Origin of the sequence: Streptomyces sp. NBC_01261 (assembly GCF_036226385.1) — a bacterium.
In the GTDB taxonomy this organism is placed as follows: Bacteria; Actinomycetota; Actinomycetes; order Streptomycetales; family Streptomycetaceae; genus Streptomyces.
The window spans coordinates 3367580-3383915 of the sequence record NZ_CP108463.1 but is presented as its reverse complement, the minus strand read 5'-3'; the positions used below and the strand labels follow the sequence as shown (position 1 = coordinate 3383915).

Sequence of the window (16336 nt, the reverse complement as noted above, 5' to 3'; positions counted from 1 at the left end):
GCATGCTGTCCCGACGATCTCTCCACTTCGCCAAGACGGGCGAAAATCAGACATCACACGTGGCAAGCGATGCCCGTCGGGGAGGATGGACCGACGATGACTGCCCAGACTCCCGGCCCGGACCCCGTCGACTACGCCCCCTTTGCCCACCTGACCGTCCCGAACGCAGCCCTCTACCGCCAGGTGATGCACGCCTTTCTCGTCGCCAAGGAGCGGTTCGCGGTGCATCTGCGGCCGGAGGACGTGTATGCCGTGCTGGACGCGGGGACCAGGCCGGCCGATGTCGAGGCGGTGGTGAAGGCGCTGGACAGCCTTGTCGCGTGGGGGAATCTGCGGGCCGATCCGGACACCGCGCGGGTGACCGCGGTCGAGGACTTCTACCGTAAGCGGTTCATCTACCAGCTCACGCGGGCCGGCGAGGCGGCCGAGGCGGCGCTGGGGACGTACGACGAGGTGTTGGGGCGGCGCGGCGAGCTCCAGGCGGTCGCCCTGCACGACATCGTCACGCAGTTGCGGGCGCTGCTCGTGATCGCTTCGGAGGACGAGCCGGACCCGGCCAAGGCGTACCTCGCCCTGGCTGTCCTGACCGCACGTTTCACCGACCTCGCCGACAACGCCCGTGCCTTCATGGGGTCGCTTCAGCGCACCATCGACCTGCACGACATCGAGGTGGAGGCGTTCCTCGCGTACAAGGACCGGCTGATCCAGTACCTGGAGCGGTTCATCCAGGACCTCATCACGCTCGGTGGCCGGATCGCCCTGCTGATCGGGGAGTTGGAGGAACAGGGCAGGGCCGGGCCGATGCTGCGACTTGCCGCCGCCCGCGAGGCGGCCGACGCCGCGCCCGAGGATGCCGAGCACGCGGAGACCGTGGCGTACGAGAGGTGGGCCGCCCGGTGGTCCGGGCTCGCCCAGTGGTTCGTGTCGGCGGAGGGGCGTGAGTCGCAGGCCAGGCTGCTTCGTGGGCGGGCGCTCGGGTCGATTCCTCAACTACTTGCTGTCGTTCGGCAGTTGAACGAGCGACGGGCCGGGCGTTCCGATCGCTCGGCCGACTTCCGGGTGCTGGCGCGCTGGTTCGCCCAGGCGCCGGACGACGAGACGCGGCACAGGCTGTGGCGGGTGGCGTTCGGGCTGTACTCCTCCCGGCATCTCACCGTCGACGCCGACACCCTCGCCGAACGGGCGGCCGGGCCGGAGCCGGCCGCGACCCCGTGGGGTGAGGCGCGACCGCTGCGGATCAGTCCTCAGCTGCGCCGTACCGGCAGTTACGAACGACGCGGCAAGCCGCGCAGGGTGGCGGACCGGGGCGAGGCGAAGCGCAGGCTCGCCGAGATCGCCGCACAGCAGGCGGGGCAGGCCAGAGAGGCACGGGACCGTCTTGCGACAGGCGGGCCGGTGCGGCTCTCCCGCCTGGGCGAACTCGACCCGCTCGCCTTCCAGTTGTTCCTGCGCCTGCTCGGTGACGCCCTCGCAGGCTGGCGGCCGGGCATGACGACCACCGTGGCCACCAGCGGGGACGGCTCGATGGAGATCCGGCTGACCGCGCTCGGCGACGGCTCGGCGGCCGAAGTGCGCACGCCCGACGGGGTGTTCATGGGACCCGACCACGTGATCGACATCGTCGACCTCACGGCGGGAGAGGGCGGCGAGGCCGACGCGCCCGCCGGACCGTTGTCCTACGTACCGGCCGAGTCGGGCACACGGAACGGGACCGGGTCCGTCCCCCGGCAGGGCACAGCCTTCCAACCTTCCCCAGCCTCGCGACAGTTGACGGAGGACAGATGACCGGCCCGCTGGCCGAGGTGCTGGACGGCCAGCGTGGGGCCGACCTCCAACGGGCCGCGCGTGCCCTGCTGAAGGAGCCGCTGCTCACCGCTGACGGGCCGTACGCCGACGAGTTCCGGCTGGTGCGCCGGCACACCGCCGAACTGCGGGAGTGGTTCGAGCGCAACGTCGGCTGGACCCTGCGCACGGACTCCGACGCGGCACGGCTGCGCAAGACACCCGGCACCCTCACCGACGCCACGCACCCGGCCCGCGAGGCCGCCCGGACCGCGCTGCCCTTCACGCGCCGCCGCTATGTCCTGCTGTGTCTGACGCTGGCCGCGCTGGAGCGGGGCGAGTCGCAGGTGGCACTCGGACGTCTCGCCGAACAGGTCGTCCTGGCCGCGGCCGATCCCGAACTCGTCGCCGCCGGGATCACGTTCACCCTGGAGCGGCGCGACGAGCGCCTCGACCTCGCGGCCGTCGTACGACTGCTGCTGCGGCTCGGGGTGCTGCGACGGGTGGCCGGCGACGAGGAGGCGTACGTCAGCGGATCGGGAGATGTGCTGTACGACGTGCGGCGGCGCGTGCTGGCCGGGATGCCGACGGCCCGGCGCGGCCCCTCCATGGTCGAGTCCCGGGACTTCGAGGAACGCCTGGTGGAGATGACGGCGCAGACCGCCCTCGACAGCGACGAGCTCAGGTTCCGCGCGATCCGCTGGAAGCTGACCCGCCGTCTCCTCGACGACCCGGTGCTCTACTACGACGACCTGACCGACGACGAACTGGGCTACCTCACCCGGCAACGCGGCTTCATCACCGCGCGCATCGGTGAACTCACCGGACTGGTCGCCGAGGTGCGGGCCGAAGGCGTCGCCATGGTCGACCCGTTGGACGACCTCACCGACGTACGCATGCCGGAACAGGGCACCCACGGTCACATCACCTTGCTGCTCGCGGGACACCTGGCGCGAGCCGCCCGGCCTGTCGAGTCGGCGGAGTTGGAATCCCGAGTGCGTGAACTGGCCCTGGAACACGGTGGTTTCTGGTCGAAGTCGGCGCGAGAGCCGGGAGCGGAGCCCGAACTCGTGGAGCAGGCGCTGGCCAAGCTGGTGGCGCTGGGGCTCGCCCTGCGCACGAAGCGTGGTGTGCTGCCACGACCGGCTCTCGCGCGTTACGCGGTCGGTGAGCCCGTCGTCGGGGAACCGGGAGTAGCCCACCATCCGGCCACGCCGCCGGACACGATCGTGACGGACGAAAGGTGAACCACGCGGTGACCGCGCTCCCCAGTCCAGCCCCCGGGCGGTGGCGGCCCCTGCGGGTCGGGCTCGTCGACCTGTTCCACTACGACGTCGAGGAGTTCTGGTTCCGCGACGGCCGGTTGCTGCTGCGCGGCAACAACGGCACCGGCAAGTCGAAGGTGCTCGCTCTCACCCTGCCGTTCCTGCTGGACGGGGATCTCTCCGCACGTCGCGTCGAGCCCGACGGTGACCCGGGCAAGCGGATGGAGTGGAATCTGCTCCTGGGCGGTGAACACCCGCATCCGGAACGGCTCGGCTACACCTGGATCGAGTTCGGACGGCTCGACGGGGCCACGGGCGAGCAGCACTTCCGTACGCTGCTCTGCGGGCTGAAGGCGGTCGCCGGACGAGGCATCGCCCGCCACTGGTTCGCGCTGACGGACCAGCGGATCGGCGCCGGACTCGACCTGTTGGACGCCACCGGTACGGCCCTGTCCCGGGACCGTCTCGCGGAGGCGGTCGGTGGCCGCGGCATGGTCTACGACACCGCGAAGACGTATCGCAGGGCCGTTGACGAGGCGCTCTTCGGCCTTGGCGAGCGGCGGTACGCGGCACTCGTCGACCTCCTGATCCAACTGCGCCAGCCGCAGCTGTCCAAGCGCCCCAACGAGGCTGCCCTGTCCAGGGCGTTGACGGAGGCGCTGCCGCCGATGGACCAGGCGGTCATCGCCGACGCGGCGGAGGCGTTCAGGTCGCTGGACGAGGAGAAGGAGGAACTGCGCGCGGCGCGCGAGGCCGAGCAGGCGTCATCGGGATTCCTCGACCACTACCGGCGCTACGCCCGCATCGCCTCCCGCCGCAGGGCCCGCCTGCCCCGCAGCGAACACGCCCGCTACGAACACCTCCAGCGCGAACTGCTCACCGCGCAGGGTGACCGGGAACAGGCCGTGACGGACCGGAAGGAGGCCCAGGAGAGGGCGGTCGCGCTCGACGAGCGGGCCGCGCGACTGAGCGCCCAGGACGCCGCGCTGCGGACCGGGCCGGAGATGCGCGACGCCCGCGAACTCGACCGGGCGGCGGTCGAGGCCTCTCGCACGGCGGGGGAGGCGACGCGTGCCGAGGCGGACCGCCGGACGGCGTCGGAGGCACATACCCGAGCCCTCGGCCGGCTCGCCACCGCGGGCGATCGACTCACCGCCGCGCAGGAGGCGTTGGACATCGGCCAGGGCCGCGTGGCGGAGAGTGCCGCGGCAGCCCGGCTCGACATTCCCCGGACGCAGGGAGCCCCCGACGCGGTCCTGCGCCGGGAGGCCGACGAGGCGACGGCCCGCAGACGGCGCGCCGTGGGGCATGTGGAGGAACTCGCCACGCGGGCCGAGCGGACCGAGGAGGTGCGCAGGACCGCCCGACTGCGCGCCGACGAGGCCGACGAGGAGGTCGTGCACAGCGGGGAGCGGCTGGCCGAGGCCGAGGAGGACGTCTCCGAGGCGGGACGTGCACTGGTCATGGCGGTGAAGGAACACCTCTCCGGCTGCGTGGAGTTGCGGGTGCCCGGGCTGCCGGGGATCCTCGACGCGGTGCAGGACTGGGTGAGCGGTCTCGACGGCCCTCACCCGGCACGCACGGCGGCGGCCGCAATCCATCGCATTCTCGCTTCCCGACTGGCCGACCGGGCAGCCGCTCTGGCTTACGGCGAGGCGGCAAGGGCGGAACGGCAGCGGCTGGCGGCGGGGGAGTTGACCGCTCTCGAAACGGGCGGCCAGCGGGGCCCGTCTGCTCCGTACACCCGCACCTCCGATGTCCGGGACCGAGGTCTCGGCGCGCCGCTCTGGAGGCTCGTCGACTTCCGCCCCCACGTCACCGAGGCCGAACGCGCGGGACTGGAAGCCGCGCTGGAGGCGTCCGGGCTCCTCGACGCCTGGGTGCGGCCGGACGGCTCCGCGGTGGCGGCGGACGGCCACGACGTGCTGCTCGACCCCGTGGGCCCGCCCGGCAGAGGCGGCCTCGACCGCGCACTGTGTGCGGCCGTCAATCACGCGGACGTGGGGGCCGCCGCCGTGGGGGAGCAGACGGTCGGGCGTCTGCTCGCCGCGATCGGGCTGGCGGGAAAGAACGGTGACACGCCCGAAGACGCTTCCTGGGCGGTCGAGAGCACCGACGACACCTGGGTGTCCACGGACGGGAGTTACCGCGTCGGCGCGCTGACCGGAAGCTGGGCCAAGGACAGTGCCCAGTACGTGGGCGAGGGCGCACGGGAAAAGGCACGCCGTGCCCGGATCAGCGAACTGCGCGCCGAACTCGGCGCGTTGGAGGCGGAGCGGGAGCGACTGGCCGATGAGTCACGTGCGGTGGCCGGGCGTCGTGGCGTGCTCGACGCCGAACTCGCCGCGGTACCGGGCGACGACGACCTGCGCCGTGCCCACGCGCGCGTCACCGCCGCGGTGGACGCGGCGCACCGGGCTCGTACCCGGCAGAGTGACCGGGGCGCGGAACTGGCCAGGGCGGCAGGGGACGCCGACCGTGCGGCAGCCGAACTCGACGAGGCGGCGGCCGACATGAACCTCCCCGCCGACCGGCCCGGACTGGCATCCGTGCGCCAGGCGCTCGCCGACCACACCGCGTTCCTCGCGGCGCTGTGGCCGGCCCTGCGTGAGCGCGCGGAGGCCGAGCACGCGGTCACCGGAGAAGAGGCGGAGACCGGCCGGGCCGAACTCCTCGTCGTCGAACTCGCGGAGCGCACGACAGAAGCCGTCCGCCTCGCCGCCGCCGCGGACGAACGCCTCACGACACTCCGCTCCACCGTAGGAGCGGCCGTCGCCGAACTCCAGCGCCGGCTGGAGGAGACAGCGGTGGCCATACGCGACTGCGAGGGCGAACAGCAGCGCGCCCGAACGGACTTCGGCGACGCGGACCGGCGCGCGAGCCACGCCGAGGGGCGCATCGAGCGACTCGGCGAGGATGTCACCGACGCGACCGCCGCCCGCGAGCGAGCCGTCGTGGCTCTCCAGCGGTTCGTCTCGACGGGACTGCTGGCCGTCGCTCTTCCCGATGCTGTCGTGCCGGACAGCGACGGCGGCACCTGGGCGGCCACCCCCGCCGTGAACCTCGCTCGCGCCATCGAGTCCCGGCTCTCCTCCACCGACGACTCGGACGCGGCCTGGGAACGCGTACAGAAGCGGCTGAGCGAGGAGTTCGGCAGACTGCAGGACGCGCTCTCCCGCCACGGCCACACCGCCACCGCCCGTCCGAGTGAGGACGGCATGCGGGTCGACATCGTCTACCAGGGCCGTGAACGGGCGGTCCCCGAACTCGCCGCGGCCCTCGCCACCGAGGTCGCCGAACTGACCCGCATCCTGTCCGCGCACGAGCGCGAGATCCTCCAGACCCACCTGATCACCGAAGTCGCCGGCACGCTCCAGGAGTTGATCGGCGCCGCCGAACGACAGGTGCGTGCCATGAACAGGGAACTGGAGGAGCGCCCGACCTCGACCGGCATGAAACTGCGGCTGGTGTGGCGAGCCTCCCGCCGGGCCCCGCAAGGGCTGGCGCAGGCCCGTGACCGGCTGCGGCAGTCCGCCGATGCATGGTCGCCCGAGGACAGGGCCGCGGTCGGCGCGTTCCTCCAGGAGCAGATCGCGCGCCGACAGGCCGACGACAGTGCCGGCAGCTGGCTGGAGGACCTCACCGCGGCCCTCGACTACCGGGCCTGGCACGAGTTCGGCGTCGAACGGCACCAGCACGGCAAGTGGGTACCGGCCGCGGGGCCCGCCTCGGGCGGTGAACGGGTGCTGGCCGCGTCCGTACCCCTCTTCGCCGCCGCTTCCTCCCACTACGCGAGCGCGGGTGGCGCCTACGCCCCACGCCTGGTCACCCTGGACGAGGCGTTCGCCGGAGTGGACGACGACTCCCGTGCCAAGTGTCTCGGTCTGCTACGGGCGTTCGACCTCGACGTCGTGATGACCAGCGAACGGGAATGGGCCTGCTACCCGCAGGTCCCCGGCATCGCCATCGCGCAGCTCTCCCGCGTCGACGACATCGCCGCCGTCCTGGTGACCCGGTGGGAGTGGGACGGCAGTGACCGACGGCGGGGCACAGAGCCGGGCGGACCCGTGGAGGCGATGACGGTGCCGGGCCAGGGCAACGGCCTTGACGAGACGGCCGGTTGGACCGAGCGTCCGTCCGCCGGGCCGGGAGCCGCTGCCGCCGCCGACGACATCGGCGAACAGGAGTCCCTGTGGACATGAATCCTCCGGTGACTCCGTCCGCGACACCGCGGGCCGGCGAACAGATCGACGCCGAACGCCTCGGCCGGTTGCTCGGTGACCCGGGCCTCGCCTGGCTCGTGGAGCGTGTTCGGCAGCGGCTGTCACACGACCGGCCGCTCACCGGTCCGGTCACCCTGGCCACCCCGGACGAATCCCAACGCCTGGCCGCGGAAAGCCTGTTGGGCCGGGCACCGCGTGCGGGTCGCTCCCTCACCGTCCGCCTCGACACGGTGGACGCGATCCTGCGCCGCTCCGGTGTCAGCGGAGAGGGGCTGGCCGCCGCGGTGGTGGCACTCACCGGCCCCGTCACTCTGCGCGCCGAGGCGCGGGACAGCCAGCAACGTGCGTGGGAGAAGGCGTACGCCCCGCTCGGCACCCTTGACGCCGCGCTGGCCGACTGGGCGGAGCGGATACGCAAGGACGGTCTCGTACGACGACTCGCCCGCACACCGGAAGCCGCCGGACCCATGGTGGAGGCCGCCGTACGTGCGCTGCGCTCGCTGCCCGCCGTACCGCCGACGTCACGGGCGACCTTCGCCGCTCGGCATCTTTCGAACGCCCATGCCCTGGACGAAGGGACACCGCTCGCCGCCCTCGTTCTGTCGGGACTGCGCTGCCTCACGGCGTTCCCCGACGGTGAGGGTGCCGAATGGCGACGCGAAGCCTGGGCGTCGGCGGGTCTGCTCAAGGACGACGTGTCATCGACCGTCCTGTCCCTCAACCTCCGGGGCACCCCCTCCCTGGACTGGATGGCCGATTCCGGTGAGCCCGCGGTCCTGACGCTGCGCTTCCTCACCCGCCGCACACCGGTTCCCGTCAGCACGACGAGGGGAACCGTCCACGTGTGTGAGAACCCGGCGGTACTGTCCGCCGCCGCCGACGCCTTCGGCCCGGCCTGTCCGCCCATGGTGTGCCTCCAGGGGCAACCCTCGGCCGCCGCGCTCACCCTGCTGCGAGGTCTCTCCGCCCAGGGAACCGACCTGCTCTATCACGGTGACTTCGACTGGGGTGGTGCGCGTATCGCCGTGACGCTGCGGCGAAGCGTCCCGTGGCGGCCGTGGCGCTACACGGCGGCCCACTATCGGGCGGCGGCGGCCGAGATGGCCGAGGCCCCGGCGCTGACGGGTTCGCCCGCCGCGACTCCGTGGGATCCGGCCCTGGCCGTCGCTCTCGCCGAACGGGGTGTTCGCGTCGAAGAAGAGGCGGTGCTCGACGACCTGCTTGCGGACTTGGAGACGCAGGCTCGTTGAAGTGCGTCCTTACGTGCCGGGCACCGTTGCCGCTCAGCGCGCGCGGACAGGGTGTGGCCGACGTCCGCGCTGCGACGCCATCGATGGGCCACTGTGCCGCACCCTCAGCCGCCTGCCCCCGGCTGCTCGCCCGACGGCTTCGGCCAACTCTCCAACAGCTGCTCGTCGGTCAACGCCGACGTACCGTCCGCCGTCGCCCCCTCCAGCCCGAACCCCACCATCAACACCTCCGCATACCGCCGCCAGGCATCCGGCGCCACGTGGTGCGTGCGGTCCGCGACCGCGCCGATCATGTTCAGGAAGGCGTACACGTCGGCGCTGGCGAAGTCCTTGCGGACGGCGCCGGCGGCCACCGCCCGTTCGGCGAGGCCGTCGACGAGGCGGCCGAGTTGGTCGCGGGTGCGGGCGACCGGGCCCGTGTCGACACTCGCGTTGGCCAGGACGACCTCCAGGGCGCGGTCCTCGGAGCGCCACCGGGCCGCCGCCAGCAGGTAGTGCCGTAGGGCCCGGGCCGGGTCCGGGAGTTCCGCGGCCGTGGTCGCCAGGTTCAGGAACAGCGTGAAGCGTTCCGTGAACAGGGCGTCCACCAGGGACTGGAGGTCCGGGAAGCGGCGGTAGACCGTGCCTACGCCGATCCCGGCCTCGCGGGCGATCTCGTTGAGGGGGACCGTGGCCCCCCGCCGGGCGAACAGGCGGTCGGCCGTCGTCATGATCAGGCGGCGGTTTCGTTCCGCGTCCGCTCGCAGCGGGCGTTGGGGTGGGGTTTCCGGGCTCACGCCGGGACATTCTCCGGCATCTTCGGCTCGGCGGCCCGGCGCGTCTGCCGGACGAGGATCGATACGCCGGTCACGACGCTCCACAGCAGCCATGAGTACACACCGCCCCGCTCGAAGATGCCCGCCGTGCTCGTCGAGACGCCCACGCCCGCCTCGCTCAGGAGGCCCAGGGTGCCGACCGCGATGCTGAACACGCGGTACGCGCCCGGCAGTTGGAGGCTCTTCAGCGAGCCCGCCATGATCACGATCGTGTTCGCGCACAGAATGGCGACCGCCGCGCCCCCGACGTGCAGCCCCAGGCTGTAGCCCGGTCCGTCCGCGGAGCCGTGGAACAGGCCGATCAGCAGGAAGCCCACCGCGTGCGTGCCCGCCAGGGCGATGACGACACGGCGCGCGCGGCCCGTGAGCAGTGGGACCGCCAGCAGGATCACCCCGGCGGCGAACAGGATCCCCTGGACGATGAACGACGTGTTCATCAGCGAGTGATCCGGTGAGCAGATGACGCGGTCCTGGAACTTCGTGCCGCAGTCCGTGACACCCAGGTCGCTGATGTAGTTCGTGGCGTAGCTGTAGGCGGGGCTGGTCCAGGCGGCCGCGGTGACCGCCTCGGACACCACCCACTGCACCGCGTTCAGCACCAGGACGGCGGCCCCCGGCGACAGCCACTTCTTGCGGGACATCTCGGTTCCCATCACAGCTCCCATCACCACTCCCATCACCGGTCCTCTCGGCAGGTCATGCTCACCACCCTACATTAAGTGGATAGATCTATCCGTTTAGCGGTCGCGAGTACCCACCAGTCGTGTGACCGGCATCACATTGCAGGGTTCGAACTTCGAGGGCCGCCGTGCATCTAGTCGGCGTCCACTCCCATCCACCGAGGAAACAATCAATGTTGGCTTATCTGCCCGGATTCGCCCCCTGGATCGTCGCCGGCGTCCTGTCGTCCTTCGACTGGCGCTGGGGCGCGCTCGGCGGTCTCGTCACGGGGCTGCTGATGATGCTGAACGACCGTCGCCGCGGGGTCGGCTTCGACGCGCTCGTCCTGGAGATCAGCACTCTCGCGTACTTCGTCGTGATCGGCGCCGTCTCCGTGGTCAGGCCGGACTCCTCGCTGGCCGGCCACACCGACGTCATCTCGTTCATCTGGCTGGCCGCCACCGCGTGGGGCAGCCTGGTGGTCTGGAGCCCCTTCACGCTGGGGATCGCCAAGCGGCAGACACCCCGCGAGTACTGGGACACGCCGGGGTTCCTCCAGGTCAACAACTACATCACCAGCGCCTGGGGAGCCGGCTTCACCTTCATCGCCGTCAGCCTGGCCGTCGCGGGCACGGTGGACGCTCCGGCCTGGGTGGGCATCACCGCCCACGTCGTCGGGCTCGTCGGCCCCGCGATCTTCACCAAGGTCTACCCCGCCCGGGTCCAGGCCCGGCTCATGGCCCTGGCCCAGCCGCCGGTGACGGCCGTTCCGTAGTCCCGGAGACGGGCAACTCCCGTCCCTGTCGCACGACTTCGAGAACCTTCAGGACCTCTCCGCACCAGAACACCCACCCCACGAAGGAGCTGGCGCATCGTGAGCACCACACCGGAAGCAGGCGCGGCGAAGAACGTCGTCCTCGTACACGGCGGATTCGTCGACGGATCGGGCTGGCGGGGCGTCCACGACGCGCTCCGCGCCGACGGCTACCGCGTGAGCGTCGTCCAGAACCCCACGCTGTCGCTCGAAGGCGACGCCGCCACGACCAAACGGGTCCTCGACGCCCAGGACGGCCCGACCGTACTCGTCGGACACTCCTACGGCGGCGCGGTGATCACCGAGGCCGGCACCCACGAGAACGTGTCGGCGCTCGTGTACATCACGGCGTTCGCGCCCGACAAGGGCGAGTCGGTGAACACCCTCATCGCCGACCCGCCACCCGGCGCTCCCGTTCCGCCGATCCTGCCGCCCGTCGACGGGTTCCTCTTCCTCGACCGGGAGAAGTTCGCCGCGTCCTTCGCCGGGGACCTGCCCGTCGACGACGCACAGTTCCTCGCGGACTCCCAAGTCCCGTGGGGCGTGGCGGCGTTGGCGGGAGCGGTCACCGAGCCCGCCTGGCAGACCAAGCCGAGCTACTACCTCGTCGCGACCGACGACCGCATGATCCCGCCGCCCGCCCAGCGCCTCATGGCCGAGCGGGCCGGCGCGACCGTCGCCGAGACCGGCGGCAGTCACGCCGTGTACGTGTCCAAGCCGGACGAGGTCGCCGCGTTCATCAAGAAGGCGGCGTCGGGCACCACCGCCTGAGCCGCCCGAACCCTCTCCGCCGCCGCGCGGCCAACTCCGTCCCGGAGCAAGCGCGTTCGGGTGCGTGGAGCCACGAAACCTTTAAGGAAAGCAGCATGACGAACGAGACCGACACACCTGTTCCCCTCTACCTCCAGGGCCGCTTCGCGCCGGTCCCCGAGGAGTACACCGCCGCCCAACTCACCGTGCGGGGCACCCTCCCGCCCGACCTGGACGGCCGCTATCTGCGCAACGGCCCCAACCCGCTGCCCGGCGAGGACCGGGGCCACTGGTTCACCGGCCCCGGCATGCTGCACGGCATCCGGCTGCGCGGCGGCCGTGCCGAGTGGTACCGCAACAGGTGGGTCAGGACCAGGGAGTTGGAGGGTCACCCCTTCGTCCGCGAGGACTTCAGCGTCGACCTCGCCGCCGTGCCCGCCAACACCCATGTGATCCGGCACGCCGACACCGTCCTCGCCCTGTGCGAGGTCGGCCTGCCCTACTGGGTCACCCCGGAGCTGGAGACCGTCGGCCCGTACGACTTCGGCGGCAAGCTGACCACCGCGATGACCGCGCATCCCAAGGAGGACCCGGTCACCGGTGAACTGCACCTGTTCGGCACCGGGTTCGCGCCGCCGTACCTCACCTACCACCGGGTCACCCCGGAGGGCGAGTTGCTCGACAGCCGGCCGATCGACGTGCCCGGGCCGACGATGATGCACGACTTCGCCATCACCGAGAACCACATCGTGTGGATGGACCTACCCGTCGTCTTCGACCACACCCTGGCCGGGCGCGGCGGCATGCCGTACCGGTGGGCGGACGCGTACGGCGCACGGATCGGCATCATGTCCCGCGAGCACGGCTCCACCGACGTGCGCTGGTTCGACGTCGACCCCTGCTACGTCTTCCATGTGGGCAACGCCTACGAGGACGCCCAGGGTCGTGTGGTGCTGGACGCGGTGCGCTACGACGACGCCGGGTTCCGGAAGGTCTGGGGCGACATCGGCGGACCCACCGGCCAGGGCGCGCCGAGCGTCCCCGGTGTGCCGAACGGCCAGGTCGGGGTGCGCGAACCGGGCCACACCCAGGCCCCCTCCGTCCTGTACCGGTGGACCCTGGACCCGGTGGCCGGCCGGGTCACCGAGACCCAACTGGACGACCGCGAGGCCGAGTTCCCCACCCATAACGAGACCCGCACCGGGCGCCGGAACCGCTACCTCTACACGGTCAACGGCGACGGCATCGCCAAGCACGACCTGGAGCGCCAGACCGGGGACGTCCACAAGACGCCCGGCAGCCGCTACTCCGGCGAGGCCGTCTTCGTACCGGCGTCCGACGGCACCGACGAGGACGCGGGCTGGCTCATGTCGCTCGTCTCGGACGACAACGGCGCGGCCGGTGAACTCCTCGTCCTCGACGCCGGCGACCTCTCCGTGCAGGCGGTCGTGGAACTGCCGTACCCGGTCCCGTCCGGCTTCCACGGCAGCTGGCTCCCCGAGCCCGAGCCCGGGTCGGCCGAACAGGGCTGATACGGGGGCGGGTTGACCGATCCGGTCGAGGGGGCCCGGCGAGGAGCCGTAGCGGCGTATCTTCCTCGACAAGGGTCCCCTCGGTCCGACACGTGGGGTCCATCTCCTGTTCATCGGCGGGTGGGAGAAGTGGGGTCCCCGGAGCATGAGCCCAACTCCCCGGAGTGGCCCAGGGCTTGTGATGTGTGCGCATGGAGGCTTCATGGTGCCCCTCGACCACCCCACGGATGAGGAACTCACCCGCAGGGCCCAGGCCGGCGAGTCCGATGCCCTGGGCCTGTTGCTGACGCGCCATCAAGCCCCGATGCGTGCCGTCGCGTTGAGCCTGCTCGGCTACGGCCCCGACGCCGAGGACGCCGTACAGGATGCCGCGTTGACCGCGCTGCGGCGGATCGGTGACGTGCGGGAGCCTGCCGCCGTGGGGGCGTGGTTGCGGGCGATCGTGCGGAACGCCGCCCGGATGCGGCTGCGGGCCGTGCGGGAGGTGCCCGGTCTCGACGCGCTGGAGCAGTTGCGGGTGCGGGAGGACGAGCCCTCGCACCCGGAGCGGGTCGTCGAGCAGCACGCGATGCGGGACTGGATCTGGGACGCGGTGGAGGAACTGCCGCAGCAGCAGCGGCTGGTGCTGATGCTGCGGCACTTCAGCGGGATCACCTCGTACCAGGAGATCGCCGAGGTCTGCGAGGTGCCGGTCGGCACCGTGCGCAGCCGGCTCAACCAGGCGCGGGCAAAAATGGCCAAGGTGCTGTTGTCCACGGCGACGGAGGGCCACGACGACGCCTCCGCGCTCACCGAGGACAGCCGGCAGGAGGCCGAGGTCACGCTGGACGGTGCCATGCGCGGCCAACTGCCCAGTGAGATCCTGGAGTTGTGGCCCGCGGAGACCGAACTCGTCGGCGTCCTCAACAAGGACGGCGAACGCCGCCACCCCTTCCCGGCGATGCGCAGCACCCGGGACAAGGGCGTGACCCAGCATCTGCGCCATGTCGTGGCCAGCCGGGACATCGCCATCTGGGAGATGGAGGTCGTCAACCCCGCCGGCATCCCCGACCCCTGCCCGCCCACCCTGGCCTGGCTGATGTTCCGCCAGGGCGGGCGGGTGCGGAAACTCCGCGTGGTCTTCCCCGGGACGCCGCCCGGGGCACCGGCGTGAGCCCTGTGCCAGGCGGAGCGCGCCGGCCGCGTCAGGCGGACTGGAGCAACTGCCGTAGAACCGTGGTGTCGATGACGTGGGCCCGGGACGGGAACACCTTCTCGACCAGCACCCGGTGGGTCTCGGCGTCGGGGTCGGCGACGCCGTCGGACAGGACGAGGACGCGGTAGTCGCGGTCGGCCGCGTCGATGACCGTGGAAAGGACCACGCCGCTGGTGCTGATCCCGGCGAGGACCAGGGTGTCGATGCCGCGGTCGCTCAACTGCTCGTGGAGATCGGTGGTCGAGCCCGAGCCGTAGCGGATCTTGCGGACGACGATGTCGCCGTCTTCGGGCGTGATCCGCGCGTCGATCCGGGTGGCGTCGTCCTCGTGGTGCAGCATCTTCGCCGCGGCGACCGCGCTGAAGGACTTGTTGGTGTCCGGGACCGCCGACCAGTCGTCCTCGGTGAAGGCGACGCGTACGTAGCCGATGGTGCCGCCGGCCGCGCGGACCTCGGCGATGGTGTCCTTGACCCGCTCGACGAGGGCGTCGGAGTCGGGGGCGATGGGGACGATCCCGTTCTGGACGTCCATGACCAGCAGGGCCGTGCGCTCGGGGGTGATCGTGGGGAGGGAGGGGGTGCTCACGCGAGGTTCTCCTTGGTGGGGTTCTTGCTGAGGTGCGGTCAGGTGGTCTTGGTGCGGCCCATCAGGCGGCGGTCCAGGACGGTCAGCAGGAGGACCGCGAGGCCCGCGCCGACCAGGACGAGGCCGAGGACGTGCAGGCCGTGGTCGGTCACGCCGGAGCGGAAGACGATGCCGCCGATCACGGCGGAGGTGATCGTCCCGAGGTAGCCGAAGGTCCTGAACAGGCCGGAGGCGGTGCCGATTTGGTCCGGCGGCGCCTCCAGATAGAGGGCGGTCTGGTTGCCGACGGTGGTGGTCGCCGAGACGACGCCGAAGATCAGGGACACCAGCACGATCGTGATCGCCGGGCCGTGCGAGCTGAGCAGCATGATCCCGGCCGAGCCGATCAGCATGGACACCGCCGAGACGATCAGCGGGCCGCGGATCAGATTGCGGCGGGCGAGCGGGCGCGAGAGGAGTGCGGAGACGGCGCCCATCGGCAGCAGCAGGAGTCCTGCCGTCACGGTGGAGAAGCCGTGCGCGGCCTCCATCCACTGCGTCACGCCGTACATCACGGTGTAGGTGCCGAGCAGGGAGAGCGCCTGGCGCAGATAGGTCCGGCTCAGGGCGCCGTTGGCGGCGAGGCCGCGGAAGTCGAAGAACGGTGCCGACTTGCGCAGCTCCCACCACACCGTGGGCACCGCGGCCGGCACGAAGACGGCGAGTGCGGTCCACCCGAGGCGGGGGAGACCCGTCAGGAAGATGACCAGCGCGGTCATCGACACGGCGAAACCGAGGATGCCGGGCAGGTCGATCCGGTCGGCGACCCTGCGGAAACCGTTGTCCGCGCGGTCGAGCGGCGGGTCCTCGGGCAGCCAGCGCACGGCCATCACCATCGCGGCCAGCGTCACCGGGATGTTGATCAGGAAGGCCCAGCGCCAGCCCGCGGCGCCGACCAGCAGCCCGCCGATCGGCGGTCCGACGGCGGCGGTGGCCATGCCCGCGATCGCGATCCCGCCGAGCACTCCGCCCGGCGGGGCGTCGAGACCGGCGTCCTGGGCGCGGCGCCGGATCAGCACCATCGCGCAGGGGAACGCGGCCGAGGTGCCGATGCCGACCAGCACCCGGGCCACGGTCAGCATCGCCAGGTTCTGGCCGAGGCCGCCGACGACCCCGCCGAGCAGCACCAGGACGATTCCGAAGAGGAAGACCCGGCGCGCGCCGAGCACCTCCGCCAGCTTGCCGGCGGTGGGCTGTGCCACGGCGCTGGCCAGGTAGAGCGAGGAGACGAGGACGGCGGTGCTGCCGACCGCGACATGCAGTTCGGTGGCGATCGGCACCAGCGCGGTCGCGATGATGGAGCTGTTGACCGGGTTGAGCCCGGCGCCCACATAGAGCGGGGTCGTGAAGGTCCATGCGAAGGGCTTGCGCACGAGGTCGCGCGCCGGGCCGGTGGCCTTGCCGGTGTCGGTCCTCATATGCCGC

12 protein-coding genes are annotated in these 16336 nt (G+C 71.7%); 8 read left to right on the top strand and 4 right to left on the bottom strand.

Annotation, left to right across the window (positions count from 1 at the left end; all coding sequences use genetic code 11):
* The first annotated feature begins 96 nt into the window (after nucleotides 1-96).
* The 4 genes from OG226_RS14470 to OG226_RS14455 are packed head-to-tail and all read left to right on the top strand — an operon-like array spanning nucleotide 97 to nucleotide 8520.
* On the top strand, nucleotides 97-1785 hold the full coding sequence (locus OG226_RS14470) for a TIGR02677 family protein (protein ID WP_328677699.1): 1689 nt from the start codon (nucleotides 97-99) through the stop codon (nucleotides 1783-1785).
* On the top strand, nucleotides 1782-3029 hold the full coding sequence (locus tag OG226_RS14465) for a TIGR02678 family protein (RefSeq protein WP_328677697.1): 1248 nt from the start codon (nucleotides 1782-1784) through the stop codon (nucleotides 3027-3029). The genes OG226_RS14470 and OG226_RS14465 overlap by 4 nt, the downstream gene beginning before the upstream one ends.
* 8 nt (nucleotides 3030-3037) lie before the next feature.
* Nucleotides 3038-7249 (top strand): TIGR02680 family protein, encoded by a 4212-nt coding sequence (locus OG226_RS14460; protein WP_328677695.1) that lies wholly within the window; start codon nucleotides 3038-3040, stop codon nucleotides 7247-7249.
* Nucleotides 7246-8520, top strand: a complete 1275-nt coding sequence (locus tag OG226_RS14455) for a TIGR02679 family protein (protein ID WP_328677693.1) — start codon at nucleotides 7246-7248, stop codon at nucleotides 8518-8520. The genes OG226_RS14460 and OG226_RS14455 overlap by 4 nt, the downstream gene beginning before the upstream one ends.
* 104 nt (nucleotides 8521-8624) lie before the next feature.
* Here OG226_RS14455 and OG226_RS14450 read toward each other — a convergent pair whose 3' ends face one another.
* Nucleotides 8625-9296 (bottom strand): TetR/AcrR family transcriptional regulator, encoded by a 672-nt coding sequence (locus OG226_RS14450; RefSeq protein ID WP_328677691.1) that lies wholly within the window; start codon nucleotides 9294-9296, stop codon nucleotides 8625-8627.
* Nucleotides 9293-9988 (bottom strand): DUF998 domain-containing protein, encoded by a 696-nt coding sequence (locus OG226_RS14445; RefSeq protein WP_328677690.1) that lies wholly within the window; start codon nucleotides 9986-9988, stop codon nucleotides 9293-9295. Before OG226_RS14445 ends, OG226_RS14450 begins: the two co-directional genes overlap by 4 nt.
* Nucleotides 9989-10188: 200 nt before the next feature.
* On the opposite strand from OG226_RS14445, the gene OG226_RS14440 reads away from it, so the two are divergent.
* The 4 genes from OG226_RS14440 (at nucleotide 10189) to OG226_RS14425 (ending at nucleotide 14244) form a co-directional block, all read left to right on the top strand.
* Nucleotides 10189-10770, top strand: a complete 582-nt coding sequence (locus OG226_RS14440) for a hypothetical protein (protein WP_328677688.1) — start codon at nucleotides 10189-10191, stop codon at nucleotides 10768-10770.
* A 99-nt stretch (nucleotides 10771-10869) separates the two neighbouring features.
* Entirely contained in the window at nucleotides 10870-11580 is a 711-nt protein-coding gene (locus tag OG226_RS14435; protein WP_328677687.1) for an alpha/beta fold hydrolase, read from the top strand.
* A 95-nt stretch (nucleotides 11581-11675) separates the two neighbouring features.
* Entirely contained in the window at nucleotides 11676-13091 is a 1416-nt protein-coding gene (locus OG226_RS14430) for a carotenoid oxygenase family protein (protein WP_328677684.1), read from the top strand.
* A 202-nt stretch (nucleotides 13092-13293) separates the two neighbouring features.
* Complete coding sequence (locus OG226_RS14425; RefSeq protein ID WP_328677682.1) at nucleotides 13294-14244, top strand: RNA polymerase sigma factor; 951 nt, start codon at nucleotides 13294-13296, stop codon at nucleotides 14242-14244.
* Between the two features lie 31 nt (nucleotides 14245-14275).
* Here the strand turns inward: OG226_RS14425 and OG226_RS14420 are convergent, their stop codons facing one another.
* Both OG226_RS14420 and OG226_RS14415 read right to left on the bottom strand, forming a co-directional pair.
* Nucleotides 14276-14872, bottom strand: a complete 597-nt coding sequence (locus OG226_RS14420; protein ID WP_328677681.1) for a cysteine hydrolase family protein — start codon at nucleotides 14870-14872, stop codon at nucleotides 14276-14278.
* Nucleotides 14873-14910: 38 nt separating this feature from the next.
* Entirely contained in the window at nucleotides 14911-16329 is a 1419-nt protein-coding gene (locus OG226_RS14415; RefSeq protein WP_329349176.1) for an MFS transporter, read from the bottom strand.
* Nucleotides 16330-16336: the final 7 nt, after the last annotated feature.